14 protein-coding genes are annotated in these 14,227 nt (G+C 62.5%); 9 read left to right on the top strand and 5 right to left on the bottom strand.

What is annotated here, in order from left to right; genetic code table 11:
* Nucleotides 1–115 precede the first annotated feature (115 nt).
* Nucleotides 116–937 (top strand): DNA/RNA non-specific endonuclease, encoded by an 822-nt coding sequence (locus PV760_RS17955; protein WP_354628374.1) that lies wholly within the window; start codon nt 116–118, stop codon nt 935–937.
* Nucleotides 938–961: 24 nt separating this feature from the next.
* Here the strand turns inward: PV760_RS17955 and PV760_RS17950 are convergent, their stop codons facing one another.
* Entirely contained in the window at nt 962–1,477 is a 516-nt protein-coding gene (locus tag PV760_RS17950) for a class IV adenylate cyclase (RefSeq protein ID WP_079581250.1), read from the bottom strand.
* Between the two features lie 211 nt (nt 1,478–1,688).
* On the opposite strand from PV760_RS17950, the gene PV760_RS17945 reads away from it, so the two are divergent.
* From PV760_RS17945 to PV760_RS17935, 3 genes are all read left to right on the top strand, one after another.
* On the top strand, nt 1,689–2,777 hold the full coding sequence (locus PV760_RS17945) for a lipid II:glycine glycyltransferase FemX (protein ID WP_354628373.1): 1,089 nt from the start codon (nt 1,689–1,691) through the stop codon (nt 2,775–2,777).
* A gap of 111 nt (nt 2,778–2,888) precedes the next feature.
* Nucleotides 2,889–4,205, top strand: coding sequence for a peptidoglycan bridge formation glycyltransferase FemA/FemB family protein (locus tag PV760_RS17940; RefSeq protein ID WP_354628372.1), 1,317 nt, complete (start codon nt 2,889–2,891; stop codon nt 4,203–4,205).
* 26 nt (nt 4,206–4,231) lie between these two features.
* A complete protein-coding gene (locus tag PV760_RS17935; RefSeq protein WP_018779551.1) occupies nt 4,232–5,719 on the top strand; it encodes a threonine/serine exporter family protein in 1,488 nt (495 codons plus the stop codon).
* Between the two features lie 82 nt (nt 5,720–5,801).
* On the opposite strand, the gene PV760_RS17930 is transcribed toward PV760_RS17935, so the two are convergent.
* Together PV760_RS17930 and PV760_RS17925 are read right to left on the bottom strand one after the other, a co-directional pair.
* A complete protein-coding gene (locus PV760_RS17930) occupies nt 5,802–6,641 on the bottom strand; it encodes a siderophore-interacting protein (RefSeq protein ID WP_018779552.1) in 840 nt (279 codons plus the stop codon).
* A 119-nt stretch (nt 6,642–6,760) separates the two neighbouring features.
* Nucleotides 6,761–7,528: a uracil-DNA glycosylase gene (locus PV760_RS17925; protein ID WP_055973380.1), complete on the bottom strand. Its 768-nt coding sequence runs from the start codon at nt 7,526–7,528 to the stop codon at nt 6,761–6,763.
* A gap of 108 nt (nt 7,529–7,636) precedes the next feature.
* Between PV760_RS17925 and PV760_RS17920 the strand changes: the two genes are divergently transcribed.
* The 5 genes from PV760_RS17920 to PV760_RS17900 all read left to right on the top strand — a co-directional run bounded on the left by PV760_RS17920 (nt 7,637) and on the right by PV760_RS17900 (nt 12,202).
* The gene (locus PV760_RS17920; RefSeq protein WP_039240001.1) at nt 7,637–7,972 is read left to right on the top strand and encodes a DUF3263 domain-containing protein; all 336 of its coding nucleotides are present in this window, start codon (nt 7,637–7,639) and stop codon (nt 7,970–7,972) included.
* 49 nt (nt 7,973–8,021) lie between these two features.
* Nucleotides 8,022–8,642 carry a LytR C-terminal domain-containing protein gene (locus PV760_RS17915; RefSeq protein ID WP_354628371.1) on the top strand — a complete coding sequence of 207 codons (621 nt, stop codon included), beginning with the start codon at nt 8,022–8,024 and terminating at the stop codon, nt 8,640–8,642.
* Nucleotides 8,643–8,810: 168 nt separating this feature from the next.
* On the top strand, nt 8,811–9,014 hold the full coding sequence (locus PV760_RS17910) for a cold-shock protein (protein ID WP_011773737.1): 204 nt from the start codon (nt 8,811–8,813) through the stop codon (nt 9,012–9,014).
* 320 nt (nt 9,015–9,334) lie between these two features.
* Nucleotides 9,335–10,960, top strand: a complete 1,626-nt coding sequence (groL, locus tag PV760_RS17905; RefSeq protein WP_018779556.1) for a chaperonin GroEL — start codon at nt 9,335–9,337, stop codon at nt 10,958–10,960.
* Nucleotides 10,961–11,137: 177 nt separating this feature from the next.
* Nucleotides 11,138–12,202, top strand: a complete 1,065-nt coding sequence (locus tag PV760_RS17900) for a ribonuclease HI family protein (protein WP_039240005.1) — start codon at nt 11,138–11,140, stop codon at nt 12,200–12,202.
* Between the two features lie 126 nt (nt 12,203–12,328).
* On the opposite strand, the gene PV760_RS17895 is transcribed toward PV760_RS17900, so the two are convergent.
* The gene (locus PV760_RS17895) at nt 12,329–12,619 is read right to left on the bottom strand and encodes a WXG100 family type VII secretion target (protein WP_018779558.1); all 291 of its coding nucleotides are present in this window, start codon (nt 12,617–12,619) and stop codon (nt 12,329–12,331) included.
* A 144-nt stretch (nt 12,620–12,763) separates the two neighbouring features.
* Complete coding sequence (locus PV760_RS17890) at nt 12,764–14,227, bottom strand: sensor histidine kinase (protein ID WP_354628370.1); 1,464 nt, start codon at nt 14,225–14,227, stop codon at nt 12,764–12,766.

Genomic DNA, 14,227 nt, shown 5'->3' with positions numbered 1-14,227 from the left:
AGACGGGCAAGGACATGTCCGATAAGTACAAGGAAACCGCGATGGGCGGCCTCGCCGTCAACGTCGTCGAATGCTGAGTCTTTTTACTGTCAGTGCGTAGTGCCATGCTGTATCCATGAGCGGGGGATACGACAGGGATTTTTTGCGGGCACGCCTTGAACTGCCCAGTCCGTCGGCAACGACGATACTGCTGGACTACACCCACTTCTCCGTGCGTTTCCGGGCTGCCCGGAAGCTCGCGGCGATCGTGGGAGTCAACATCAGCGGTGCAGAACTGAACCCGTTGGCGCGGGAAGGAACCTGGCATTTCGATGACAGGATCCCCCGGGAACAGCAGGCGGGTCCGGACGTCTACAAGAACAACGCCTTCGATCGCGGCCACTTGGTGCGCCGGCTGGATCCCGTCTGGGGGGACGCCGCCACTGCCAAGAAGGCCAACCAGGAGACGTTCTCATTCACCAATGCGGCGCCGCAAGTGGACGATTTCAACCAAGGCAAGGAACTCTGGGTGGGCTTGGAGGACCATGTCCTGGGGCACGCCGATGCCCATGACGCCAAGATCAGCGTCTTCACGGGGCCGGTCCTGCTTGAGGATGATCAGCCCTACCGTGGTGTCCGGATCCCTCGAAAGTTCTGGAAGATTGCGGCATGGACCAACGATGCCAAGCTGGCCGCCGTCGGGTTCGTTCTGGACCAGTCACCACTGCTCGGGAAGGTGGAACTGAAGAGGGCCATTGATCAACGGCTTCTGGAAGGCGAACCTCCGCCCCTGGGTCCCTTCCGGACCTTCCAGGTCCCCATCGGGGAGATCGCCGACCTCACCGGGCTGAGTCTCAGCCGCCTCGCGAACGCCGACCGTCTTGGCAGTGGCCAGCGTGAACTGGGGAAGCAGCCGAAAGCGATGGAACTGGAGAGCATGGAGCAGATCAGGCTCTAGGCTCGCCCACTTGGTGGAACGGGGTCACAGCTTGGCCATGATCAGATCCAGGTAGGCGCCCTTCGCCAGATCCGCAGGGCTGATTCCCAGGGCTTCCATGAGTTGATGGGCCTGTTCGGTGGCCTCTTCGGGTCCGAACACTCCACCCACGGCCACTTCCAGCTCGATGAAGTCACCGAGCCCGTCCACGGAGTCCAGATGGATCCTGGCCTCTCCCACCTGGACCACGGCACGGTGCTTGCGAACGCGCCCAAGTTCCCCGTAAGCGTCGGCCAGGACCTGACGCAGACCATCCGGATCGGACGTTGTTGAATGAACATAGTAGGAAGACTTCGGACCGGGTTCGTCTGCCCTGCGGTAGAAGATCAGCACTCCGTGGCCATCGCCGGTCACGCGCAGCTTGAGCCGGCCGCCCGGACACTCAAAGAAAGTATCGTCCTGCGAGCTGTGCCCGGGTTCCGAGCCACCCAGGGAAAGCACGGTGGGCAGCAGACGTTCGATGCTGTCTACATGCGCTTTGATTTCGATGTTCGTTGGCATAGATTTCCCCGGATCAGCTGTGGACGATGTACGCAGTGGAACGAGTGGATGGTGGCTTCCAAGCCTAGCGAACCCCTTGCCGGGCTTGTGCTGAGCGTTTCGTTTGCCCGGTCCGCCCGGGAATCAGCCCGATTTTTCTCGGCCCGATAGACTTGGGGCTGCATGTCCGCATGCGCACGATGCTTTTGAACACTGCACCAAAACCCTGAGATTGGACACGGCCACCTTGCGAGAATTTACCGCCCGCTTTGCCACTGCCGAGGAAATCGATAATTGGGACAAGCACGTCACTGCCAACCCGAACGGTGGCAACATGCTGCAGTCGGACGCCTACGCGGCAGTCAAGGACGGCAATGGGTGGCTTGTCCGCCGGCTCGTCATCGAGACCGCTGACTACGCCAGCTACAACCTCCTGCTGGAGAAGAAGTTCCCCGTCCTGGGACGGCTCTGGTACCTGATCAAGGGTCCGGACGCCGGGTCCGTTGACGACATCAAGCCCATGCTGGACGCCGTCGCTTCCTTGGCGCGGGAACAGAAGATGAACGTCTTCACCATCAAGATAGAGCCCGACGTCGTGGAGTCGCCTGAGGTAGCCGCTCACCTGAAGGCCAGTGGCCTGGTCAAGGCCCCGAATATACAGTCCAACGACTCCACCGCGCTGCTGGACATCTCAGCGCCTGCCAATGAAGTGCTTCGGAGCATTTCCTCCCGGGCCCGCAACGCAGTCCGCCGTGCAGAGCGCGAGGGCTGCGATGTCCGGCAGGAAGAGGCGGGCGAGGAAAGCTACCGCAAGCTCTACGCCCTCATGCAGAACACCGTGAACGCCAAGGGCGCCATGCCTCTGCGGAGCTATGAGTACTATGCCGCGTTCTGGGGTGCATTCTGCAGTCGTGGACAGGGACAGTTCTTCTTCGTGTACGAGGACGATGCCCCGAGCGTAGGCGCGTTTGTGATCAATTACGGTTCCAAAGCCACCTACAAGGATGGCGGGTCGACACAGAACCGCAAACAGTATGGCGACTCGCACCTGGTCCAGTGGGCTGCCATTCAGCGCATGCAGGAACTTGGCTGCGTCGAGTATGACTTCTGCGGCACTCCTCCAGGAGCCCGGATCAAGGACAAGACCCACCCGCTGTATGGTCTGGGGTCGTTCAAGACAAGCTTCACCAAGACGGTCACGGACTTCGTGGGCTGCTACGACCTCGTGCTGGGTCCGGTCCGTTACAAGCTGTGGCTCAAAGGGGCCGAGCGGGTGTTCCGTCGACTTGAAACCATGCGCACCGGAGGCCAGTTCTACTGACCGGCAGCAAAAGCCAACAAGCCAGCGAAAAGGCCCGCCCCGGCCACCAACGGGCGCAAATCTAACTTAGGCGAGGTAATTTCTTTGACTCCGATCGAGGCTGGAACCGACATGGAATTCGTGATTCTCAGCGACGCTGATTTCGAGACGTTTGCCAAGGGACACCCGCAGGGGAGCTTCATCCAGTCCATGGACCTGACGCGTTTCCAGCGCGCCCGCGGACAGGAAGTCGAGCTCTTCGGCGTGACCCGGGGCGGGAGCCTTATCTCAGCAGGAAAGCTCGTGTACACGTCCAACCGTTTTGGCTACAAGACAGCTGACTGCGCCAAGGGACCACTGATGGACTACAGCGACCCGGCAGTGGTTCGCTTCGTCGTCGGGCAGTTGAAGAAGCACGCGGCCTCGAAGAAGGCCGCAGAACTGCGGATATCACCCAACCTCCGGTACATCGCGCGCGATGAGGACGGCGCGGAGCATCCGGAAGTCGAGGACAACCGTCCATTGCTCAAGGAACTGGAAGGCCTTGGCTTCCAGCACCAGGGCTTCGACATGAACTTCGCCAACATCAACTGGATGTTCATCAAGCAGCTCGACGGCATCGCCGATTCCGAAGAGCTCATCATGGGTATGAACTACCGCACCCGCAAGGCCATCAGGAAAGCGGAGAAGAACGGCGTGTACCTGGAACAGGCCACGCTGGAAACGCTGGATGACTTCTACAGCGCGCTGAGCACTGCCGGCGACGAGAAGGGCTTCACGTACCGCGAACGCGAGTACTACGAGCAACTCCTCAGGAACACCTCCGATGAGTTCACCAAGCTCATGATGGCCAAGATCAACATCCCCGAGTACCGGGCCTCCATTACCGAACGCCTGGAAGCTGAATCCGCTACCCTTGCTGACCTCAAGCGGGAGGTTGAGGAAACCGGCAGCAAGAAGAAAGCCAACCGCGTCAAAGTGGTCCAGGATCTCGTGGACAGCTACGAGCGAAGCCTGAAGGACATTGAGCGCTTCCCGGACTCCGTGGGCGTGGCTACCGTAGCTGCCATTCACTTTGCGTGTTCAGGTGACGAACTCACGTGCGTCATCGGCGGCACCGTGCAGGACTACATCTACTTCAACGGCGCAACGTCCCTTTACTGGGGCATGATGCTGCACGCGCTGAACAACGGCTACTCCCGCTACAACTTCTACGGGACTTTCGGCATCCAGGGCCAGGACGAAACCGGGCACGGTGGCTATGAATTCAAGAAGGGATTCGGTGGCGAGGTAGTCCAGCTGCTGGGTGACTTCGTTGCTCCGGTCAGTCCCCTGAAGTACACGGCGTACCGTGTGGCCAGGAAGCTCGCAGGGGCCGCCCAGACAGTTCTGGGACGATTGCCGCTGGGCAAATTGCCGGTAGTACGAAACCTGCGGGGTAACCGCTGATCAAACAGCCAAGGGAGGATCGCCGCGTGACTGAACGCCCCGATGGGTCCGCCAGCCGGCCCCAGACCGACGGGTTGCCAAAGACCCAGCCGTTGCGCCCGTCGCAGGTCCGGCAGAACGTCAACGCCAAACGCATGCTGATGCGCCTGGTGCAGGGCGATAGTCCGCCTACCGCTCCCATGAACATCGTGGACCGGCTCGCCGGGAGTCCTTACGCCAATCCCACCATCCAGGTGGTTGGCGTGGACGCCTCGGCCCGCAAGACCATCGACTTCGCGCTCCATTTGGCCGAAGTGATGTTCCGTTACGGTGCGGGTGCGTTGGAAGTAGAGACGAGCATGATCGCTGTCACGGCCGCGCTCGGACTGAAGAACGTGGAAGTGGACATCACCAACCAGTCGGTGGCCATCAACTACGCTCCCAAGGACCAGACCCCCATCACCCTGCTGAGGGTGGTGCGCTCCTGGACCAACAACTACGCCGGATTGGCTCAGGTCCATCAACTGGTCACCGACATCGTGGCCGGGGGAGTTGGCCGTGACGAAGCCGTTCGCCGGCTGAACGGCATCATCCGCAGTGCCAAACCCTTCCCCCGGTGGATGGTGACGATCGCCTTCGGTATCTTCGCCGCAGTCTTTGTGGGTGTGTTGGGTGGCGGCATTGGTGCCTCGGCGGTGGCTTTCGGTTCCAACATCCTCATCAGCCTGCTGTCCCGCCAGCTTGTTAGATGGCGGACGGCGGACTTCTTCAACACCATGGCCTGCGCCTTCCTGGTTACGTTCGTTGCCCTGATGCTCCGTTGGGCGGGGGTGGAGATCGCCCCATCCATTGTGGTGGCCGGTGGAATCCTGCTGCTCCTTCCCACGGGCCGGCTGGTGTCCTCGGTGCAGGATGCCATCAACGGCTTTCCGGTTACTGCCGCAGGCCGGTTCCTCTCCACGCTGCTGACCTTTGGCGCGATCGTGGCGGGCATCGGCGTGGCCGTGGTGGTCGGGACACTCATGGGCAGCGCCGTCCTCGACGTCACCCAGACGTTCCCCGACGCGTACCCGCTGTGGGGCCAGGCCATCCTGATCGCCGTCGCCGTAGTGGCAATCGGCGTGACGGAACAGACCCAGATGCGGTTGTTGATTCCGACGGCGGCAGTCGGGTTGGTAGGTTTCTTCGTTTTGTGGGGGGTCGGCCAGGCCGGCCTGGGGGACCGTTTGTCTCCAGCCGTTGCGGCCGTGGCCATTGGCCTCCTGGCCCGTGTGGTGGCGTTGAAGCTGGGTGCCCCGCAGCTGGTGGTGGCTGTTCCGGCCGCGCTCATCCTGCTGCCGGGGCTCACCATTTTCCGGTCAATGTATGCCTTGACCGTGGAAGGCGGCAACATCCTGCTGGGTGCGGGCGGAATGCTGAATGCAGGCGCGATCGTACTCGGGGTAGCCGCAGGAATCGTTCTCGGCGACAACCTCGCCAGGCCGCTGACCAAGGGTCTTTCCAGCAACGAACGCCGCCGGGTGCGCCGGCGCTAGGCCGCCTCCCCCCTCTGGAGTTTTTGTACAGATGTTGCCCCTAAAAGGCCTTTTTAGGGGCAATATCTGTACAAAAAGTCGGCTAGATCTGGCCGACGGGAAGCTTCTTCTCAGCTTGGAACACTTCTTCCACACGGCCCAGGGCCCAGTACCCGGACAACGAAACCTGCGAACGCTCCAGGCCGCGCTGGACGAAGAAGATCTCCCTGAGGCCCTTCATGTACCCCCGCTCGCCGTGCGCGAAGACGTCGACGCGTCCCGGCAGCCATTCGGTGCTGCGCAGGGCGTCCAGGAGCAGGGGGCTGGAGCCGGCCGGCGTGCCCTTGCGCAGCAGCCAGTGCAGTTCGACTCCGTGGGGCGCTGCGAGGGGAAGAATGTCGGCTTCGCTGTCTACCTCGAGGTAGGCGGTTCCCCGGGCGTCGGCGTCCAGGGCCTCAATGCATGCGGCGATCGCAGGGATCGCTGCGTCATCTCCGGCAAACAGGTACCAGTCGGCGTCGGGGGATGGGTTGTAGCCGCCGCCCGGACCAGTGAAAATCAGCGAATCCCCGGGCCTGGCCTTGGCCGCCCAAGGACCTGCAAGGCCTTCATCCCCGTGCACCACGAAGTCGATGGCCAGTTCTTGTGCCTCCAGGTCCACCCAGCGGATGGTGTAGGTCCGGGTATGCGGCCACTGTTCGCGTGGCATGGTCTCGCGGATGGCCCACAAGTCCAGGGGCTGCTCGTAGTCGATGCCGTCCTGCGGGAAGACGATCTTGACGTAGCGGTCCACGTAGTCGTTGTTGACGTAGTCGTTGAACCCCGGACCGCCGGCCACGATCCGCACCATGTGGGGCGAAAGGCGCTCGTTCCGCAAGACGGTCAGGTTGACCTGCGGACGGCTTTTGCGTGTGGCGGACGAGGTGACGGGGAGAGCAGTCATATAGGTAAGCCTAAGCTAATCGACTGGGCCCCGGCCGGGTATGAGTCGAAGGTTACAAGTCGAAGGTTACAAACGCTCCCTCACGTTCCGCGTGCTTGGGCCGGACGCTCCCTCACGTCCTACAGGACCGGGAGTTCCCAGTCGACAGGTTCCGCGCCTTGTTCGACCAACAATGCGTTGGTCCTGCTGAAGGGTTTGGAACCGAAGAAGCCCCGGGACGCCGAGAGCGGGCTTGGATGGACGGAGACCACCGACGGCGCCCCCTCCAGCAGCGGCACGACACTTTCGGCGTCTTTGCCCCACAGGATTGCGACCAGCGGCTTCTGCCGTCCCGCACCGTCCGTCCGCTGTGCGACGGCGGTGACTGCCGCCGTCGTGATGGCCTCCCATCCTTTCCCGCGGTGGGCGCCGGCATTGCGGGCCTCGACCGTGAGGACGCGGTTCAAGAGGAGGACGCCTTGCTCCGTCCATGCGCTGAGATCGCCATGGACGCGGGGTGGGAGGCCGAGGTCGTCATGAAGCTCTCGGTAAATGTTGGCAAGGCTGCGGGGGATGGGCCGTGTTTCGCGCGAGACGGAGAAGGAGAGTCCCACGGCGTGTCCCGGTGTCGGATAGGGATCCTGGCCCAGGAGGAGGACTTTGACGTCGGACAAGGGTTGCTGGAACGCCCGGAGGATGTTCCCGGAGGCGGGGAGGATCTGTTTGCCGTCGTTGGCACGCCGGGCGGCAAAGGACAGGGCATCGCGCAGTTGGCCTTCGACCGGACGCAGGGCATCGGCCCAGTCGGGAGCCATCAGCTCCTCAATCGGACGGTCAAGCAGCGCAGCCAAGCCCGCGTCCTCCGGGCCCGCAGGTTCAAGATCAAAGAGAGCATCCTCGCCAGTCACCTGGCCATTGTCTCCCGCGTGGCGGAGGTCGGGCGAATGACAGTGATGTTATTCGCCCGTAACATGGGGGTAGGACATTTTCCCCAACAAGCGTCGAAGGAGTATGCCGTGGCAGAACCAGCACCGGAACCAATGGCGCCGCAGGCCGACGGGTTGGCCTTGGAAGATCTCACGGCCGGTACCCGAAGCGACTCCCCATTGAGTGAGCGTGATCAGCAGATGTTGGCGCTGGAACGGCAGTGGTGGAAGTATGCCGGCGCGAAAGAACAGGCTATCCGGGAGCTCTTCGACCTCTCTGCCACCCACTATTACCAGATCCTGAATGCACTGATCGACACCGAGGACGCGCTGGCCCACGACCCCATGCTCGTCAAGAGATTGCGTAGACTACGTACGTCCCGCCAACGCGCGCGGACAGCGCGGCGCTTGGGGTCGGACGCGTAAATCGCCAGGCTGATCTGTCAGCAGCAACCAGCAAGGACAACGCTTCACCATGACCAAATATGCCAGGGACGAATTCGACCAGGTCCCACAGAACACCTCCCGGCAGGGCGTTCATCGCGACGGCCAGGACATCGCGCGTCCCACCTTGTGGCCGGTTCTGACTGTTGGAGCTGTGGCTCTGGTGCTCGGCCTCGTAGCGTTCCTCATCCTGCCGAACCTTGGGCTTGTCGCGCCCAGCGCGTCGTCAAACGTCTCGACGCCGGTACCCCAGCAAACATCCACCTCGCCGTCCGCTGCGCCTTCCGAATCGAGCAGCGCCCCGCACGCTTCCAGCGAACCGAGCACCCAGCCGACGCCGTCGAGCACTCCGTCAGCGACGCCGTCATCGGCGCCGGTGGACAAGAGCGTTCCGGTGGCGGTTTACAACGGGGCAGGTACTGCCGGCTTGGCGGGCAGGGTTGCAGGCCTGGTGCAGGGCGGTGGCTGGACGCTCAGCACGGTAGCCAACTGGGGCGGCATTCCCCAGCAGACTTCGGTGATCTTCTACAACGCTCCGGCGCAGAAGGCCAATGCAGAGGCCTTGGGAACCCTCCTGGGCATCCAGACGATCATTGAGACCCCGGATGTGCAGCAGCCGCTGGTTGTCGTAGCGGGACCCGGCTACCAGTAACGGCGCGACTCCACGGCCCAAAACGGCCAACTCGGTTAAGCCTCAATAACAAAACCAGCACCCCGCCCATTGGGGGCAGCGCCGGCGGAGTGACTGTGGTTACAGTGGACTAATTCCGGTCCGGAGATCCCGGCAACCGGTCTTGGCTACTGCGAAAGTGTGGGCATCATGGCATTGGGAACCGTCAAATGGTTCAACGCCGAAAAGGGCTACGGATTCATCACTGTGGATGAGTCCGGCGACGACGTCTTCGTGCACTGGTCGGCTATCCAGATGGATGGCTTCCGTGCCCTCGAGGAGGGCCAGAGGGTGGAGTTCGAACTGGGGGAGGGCCAGAAGGGACCGCAGGCCGAGGGTGTTCGCGTCGCCTGACTTTCAGGGTTGTCCCGCATCGCCATCAGCTATCGGCTGAAACCCGTGTTTTTACTGCGAAAAGTGGAGGCTCTGCTTGCACTCTCCCCGGTCGAGTGCTAATTATTGATTTAGCACTCCTGCGGTTCGACTGCTAAATCCGGCCCGGGTTTCCCCGGTGGCGGACAGTGGTGGGATCGCTGGGAGATCAAGAAACACCTTGGTGGGGTGAGGTTCGGAACGCGGGGCATACAGAGGCCGCACGTGAAGGACCGTCCGTCGCGGGCACCCCATCTGACAGGTACCTTCTTAACGACTGTCCCGAAAGGACTACCGCCGTTATGGCCAAGATCATTGCATTTGATGAAGAGGCACGCCGCGGCCTCGAGCGGGGCCTGAACATCCTCGCAGACGCCGTCAAGGTCACCCTCGGCCCGCGTGGACGCAACGTCGTCCTCGAAAAGAAGTGGGGCGCCCCCACGATCACCAACGATGGCGTTTCCATCGCCAAGGAGATCGAGCTGGACGATCCTTACGAGAAGATCGGTGCAGAACTGGTCAAGGAAGTTGCCAAGAAGACGGATGACGTCGCTGGCGACGGTACCACCACTGCAACCGTCCTCGCCCAGGCACTGGTGAAGGAAGGCCTGCGCAACGTTGCCGCAGGCGCCGACCCGCTGTCCCTCAAGCGCGGTATCGAGAAGGCTGTTGAGGCAGTCATCAGCGAACTGCTGGCCTCCGCCAAGGAAATCGAAACCAAGGAAGAGATCGCAGCTACGGCTTCCATCTCTGCCGGTGACCCGGAAATCGGCAGCCTGATCGCCGAAGCCCTGGACAAGGTGGGCAAGGAAGGCGTCATCACGGTTGAAGAGTCCAACACCTTCGGCCTGGAACTTGAGCTCACCGAAGGCATGCGCTTCGACAAGGGCTACATCTCCGCTTACTTCGTCACGGACGCAGAACGCCAGGAAACGGTCCTCGAAGACCCGTACATCCTGATCGTCAACTCCAAGATCTCCAACGTGAAGGAACTCGTCACGGTTCTGGAGAAGGTCATGCAGTCCAACAAGCCGCTGCTGATCATCGCCGAAGACATCGAGGGCGAGGCCCTGGCCACCCTGATCGTCAACAAGATCCGTGGCACCTTCAAGTCTGTTGCCGTCAAGGCTCCGGGCTTCGGTGACCGCCGCAAGGCCCAGCTGGCCGACATCGCCATCCTCACCGGTGGCCAGGTCATCTCCGAAGAAGTTGGCCTCAAGCTCGAAAACGCCGGCCTGGACCTCCTCGGCACCGCCCGCAAGGTTGTTGTCACCAAGGACGAGACCACCATCGTTGAAGGTGCCGGCGACGCTGACGCAATCGCAGGCCGCGTGGCCCAGATCCGCGCCGAGATCGAGAACTCCGACTCCGACTACGACCGCGAGAAGCTGCAGGAACGCCTGGCCAAGCTGGCCGGCGGCGTTGCAGTCATCAAGGCGGGTGCCGCCACCGAAGTTGAGCTCAAGGAACGCAAGCACCGCATCGAGGACGCAGTCCGCAACGCGAAGGCTGCTGTTGAAGAAGGCATCGTTGCCGGTGGTGGCGTTGCCCTCATCCAGGCAGGCGCCAAGGCATTCGCCAACCTCACCCTGCAGGGTGACGAGGCAACGGGTGCCAACATCGTCAAGGTTGCCATCGACGCACCGCTGAAGCAGATCGCTTTCAACGCCGGCCTGGAGCCGGGCGTTGTGGTGGACAAGGTTCGCGGCCTGCCTTCCGGCCACGGCCTGAACGCTGCCACGGGCGTCTACGAAGACCTTCTGGCTGCCGGCGTCAACGACCCCGTAAAGGTCACCCGCTCGGCTCTCCAGAACGCTGCTTCCATCGCTGGTCTCTTCCTGACCACTGAAGCTGTTGTTGCAGACAAGCCCGAGAAGAACGCTCCGGCTCCCGGCGGCGACGACATGGGCGGCATGGGCGGCTTCTAAGCCCCACAGCTGTAGCGATACAGCGCCAGGCTCACGCTTGAAAACACGCGACGGCGGTCCCCACTCCGGTGGGGGCCGCCGTTGTGCGTCCGCGGTCAGGTCTTTTGGAGCCTGCTGCTGCTGGCTGCCGGGGCGCGGGCGCGTTTAAGTGTCGGTGCGGTCTGGCAGGATTAATGCATGACGATTATTGCTGCCGCCGATGGGTCTGCCCTCGGTAATCCTGGACCGGCCGGCTGGGCCTGGTACGTTGATGACTCCTGTTGGCGCGCGGGAGGGTGGCCGCACGGCACCAACAACCAGGGTGAATTGATGGCTGTGCTTGACCTTTTCCGGTCAACAGCCCACGTACCTCACGAAGAACTGCTGATCCTTTGCGACAGCCAATACGTCATCAATTGCATAACCAAGTGGATGCCGGGCTGGAAGCGAAAGGGTTGGCGGAAGGCCGATGGGAAGCCCGTCTTGAATGTGGACCTCCTCAAAGAGATCGACCAAGCGATCGCGGGACGCAAGTACACGTTTGAGTGGGTCAAGGGCCATGCCGGCCATGACCTCAATGAGGCAGCGGACGAGCGCGCACGCGCGGTGGCCACGGCTTATCAGCAGGGCATAGCGCCGCGCAGTGGCCCCGGCTTCCCTGGAGCCCAGGAGAAGGCAACCGCTGCCGGCGAGGGATCTCCGGCAGCGACGACGGTATCGGAGGTACCGGTCCGGTCCGAGCCCGTTGCCGTGGCCTCCGGGGTCGCTTCTGTGTCCGCCTCGAATGCACTTCCGGCGTCCGCGCGTCCTGACCGGAGCATCCGGCCGCATTTCGAGCCCACCTTGTTTGGCGAGGCGGGCCTCTTCGGCCAGCCCGACCTGTTCAGCGAACTGGGAGATGCCACTTCAGCGCCCGAGCTCTCGGCTGAGGACACCGTCCTTGCCTTGGAACGCGAACTGCTCAGGCCGGACGTCAGGGCCGACATCGGAAGGATCGGAGTTCTCCTTCACCCGGACTTCGCCGAAATCGGCAGCTCGGGACGCTACTGGACCCGCGATGCCATGATGATGGCCCTGGAAGAAGACCCGGGAGAGGCAACGGAACTGGAACTCCTGAGCGCGGACCGGCTCAGCGAAAACACCATCCTGCTGACTTACCGTAGTTTCAGCCATTCCGGTTCAGCGCTCCGCAGCTCCGTCTGGACGCTCGACCGGGGCCAGTGGCGGCTGCGGTTCCACCAGGGCACGCTCGAAAAACAGTAGCTGAGACAGCCCGGTATAACCTGCAGGGCCGGATGCACAGGGGGAAGACAGCCGGCCCTGCAGGAGTTCAACGGCCCTGCAGGAGTTCGAAGCGTCCTGGATCGGGACGTTTGGTCCGAGTGGATCCTAGTAGGCGAAGCGTTGGGTATTGCCTTGTTCCACCTCTGAGTAGCTGGTTGCGGCCGAGGCCAATGCCATGGTGATGGAATCCAGAGAAGCTTCGACCTTGCTTTGGGTGAGCGACCATTCCACCAGGAGGGCCTGGAAGTTGTTGGCAGCTGAGCCTTTCCAGCTGGCCTGCAGTTCTTCCAAGCCGCGTCTCATGGTGTGCACGTCTGTACTGATGCGGTCCACAGTTCCTTTGACGTTGGCGGACTTGAGCTGCAGCAACTCGGTATCAACGGAGATGACGGTCATGGATGGTGCCTTTCGATGAAGATGTCCCGCCGTATGCGCGGGCTGCTTGGGAAGCGTGGCCACTGCATTCAGCCTAGGGACTGCGCCTGCAGCCCGTAACGGCCCTTCATCGCTATGTGGATAAGACTGCTATGTGCAAAAGCACTATGCGGACGTCACCTCGGCCGGTTCTTCACGGAAGGGGAGGCTGACCACCAAAGTGGCGCCGCCGCCGTCGGTCTCTGTCACCTGGACCGAGCCACCGTGGGAGCCGACGATCGCCGCCACAATCGCCAGTCCCAGGCCACTGCCACCGGTTTCCCGGGTCCGCGAGGTGTCTGCCCGGTAAAAGCGTTCGAAGATCTTGTTGGTTTCCGACTCCGGAATGCCGGACCCGTGGTCGCGGATCTCAATGACGGACATCTTCCCGGCGGGAGTGGTGCTTACGCCGACGGCGAGCTCAATCGGGCTTCCCTCCGGCGTGTACCGCAAGGCGTTGCCCACCAGGTTCCCAATCACTTGCCGAAGTTTCGCTTCATCCCCCTGGACCGGCGCCGCAGAGGGGGAATCGCCGTCGAGACCTGTGAGGGTGATGGTCCGGTCGCCGGAGGAGGCCTTGGTGTCCACCATGGCGTCGTGGGCAAGGAGCTGCAGGTCTACAGGCTTGAGCTGGAGCGGCCGCTGTTCGTCCAGGCGCGCCAGAAGCAGCAGGTCTTCCACCATTGAACCCATCCGCTTGGCTTCGCTTTCGATCCTCCCCATGGCCATGGCCACGTCTTCCTCGGTGGAGAGGGCTCCGTGCCGGTACAGCTCGGAGAAGCCTCGAATAGTCACCAGGGGAGTCCGCAGTTCGTGGGACGCGTCCGCGGCAAAGCGGCGCATCCGGCCCTCAGAGGCGGCACGTGCGGCGAACGAGGCTTCGATGTGGGCGAGCATGGCGTTGAGGGAACCGCCGAGCCTGCCCACTTCGGTATGCGGATTGTCTACTTCCACACGGCGGGAGAGGTCGCCTGCGGCAATGGCTGCTGCGGTCTTTTCCACCTTGGCCAGAGGGCGGAAGGACCGTGCAACTGTCCAGGTGGCTATGAAGAACGCCAGGACCAGCGTCAGTAGGCCGACGCCCACCACCACGAGAACGGCGTGCTCCATGACCTTGTCCACGGGAGTTAGCGGCAGCCCAATGATGACCACGCCATTCTGCCCGTTGGCCACGACTCCCACAGCAACAACCCGCCAGTTGGTTCCGGCGGTTCCCTTGACCTGGAAGGGCGCATTGGCGCGCTGCTTCGCTTCCAGCGGGGTGATGTTGGAAATCGCCGGACGATCGCTCTGGCTGCCGCCGAATGGATACGGTGCAAGGTCAGGGACGTATAGCGTCAGGGAATAGTCCGTGGGAACCGCGGTGTCTGCGGGCACGGCGCTGTTAGGCTCGGTCAGCCTGTCGAAGGACTGGCGGTCCTGGGCCAAGGCGACGGCGGCCTTGAGCTTGTCGTCGACTTGGCCCTGCAGGTAGCTCTTGACGAGCGTCAGGGTACCCGCGCCGGTTGCCGCGAGGGCAAGCAGGAGCAGGCACATGATGATGGCTACCAGCTGCGACCGCAGGGAAGCCGACTTCCAGCGTTGCAGCAA

The sequence above is a fragment of the Paenarthrobacter sp. CC6 genome, assembly GCF_040560085.1.
Classification (GTDB): Bacteria; Actinomycetota; Actinomycetes; order Actinomycetales; family Micrococcaceae; genus Arthrobacter; species Arthrobacter nicotinovorans.
This window is presented reverse-complemented; position numbering and strand designations above follow the sequence as displayed.

What these genes read in the sequence shown, in the direction of transcription:
- PV760_RS17915 (WP_354628371.1), top strand. Translation starts at nt 8,022, where the DNA reads ATGACCAAATATGCCAGGGACGAATTCGACCAGGTCCCACAGAACACC.
- PV760_RS17955 (WP_354628374.1), top strand. Translation starts at nt 116, where the DNA reads ATGAGCGGGGGATACGACAGGGATTTTTTGCGGGCACGCCTTGAACTG.
- PV760_RS17900 (WP_039240005.1), top strand. Translation starts at nt 11,138, where the DNA reads ATGACGATTATTGCTGCCGCCGATGGGTCTGCCCTCGGTAATCCTGGA.
- PV760_RS17895 (WP_018779558.1), bottom strand. Translation starts at nt 12,619, where the DNA reads ATGACCGTCATCTCCGTTGATACCGAGTTGCTGCAGCTCAAGTCCGCC.
- groL (WP_018779556.1), top strand. Translation starts at nt 9,335, where the DNA reads ATGGCCAAGATCATTGCATTTGATGAAGAGGCACGCCGCGGCCTCGAG.
- PV760_RS17930 (WP_018779552.1), bottom strand. Translation starts at nt 6,641, where the DNA reads ATGACTGCTCTCCCCGTCACCTCGTCCGCCACACGCAAAAGCCGTCCG.
- PV760_RS17940 (WP_354628372.1), top strand. Translation starts at nt 2,889, where the DNA reads ATGGAATTCGTGATTCTCAGCGACGCTGATTTCGAGACGTTTGCCAAG.
- PV760_RS17950 (WP_079581250.1), bottom strand. Translation starts at nt 1,477, where the DNA reads ATGCCAACGAACATCGAAATCAAAGCGCATGTAGACAGCATCGAACGT.
- PV760_RS17910 (WP_011773737.1), top strand. Translation starts at nt 8,811, where the DNA reads ATGGCATTGGGAACCGTCAAATGGTTCAACGCCGAAAAGGGCTACGGA.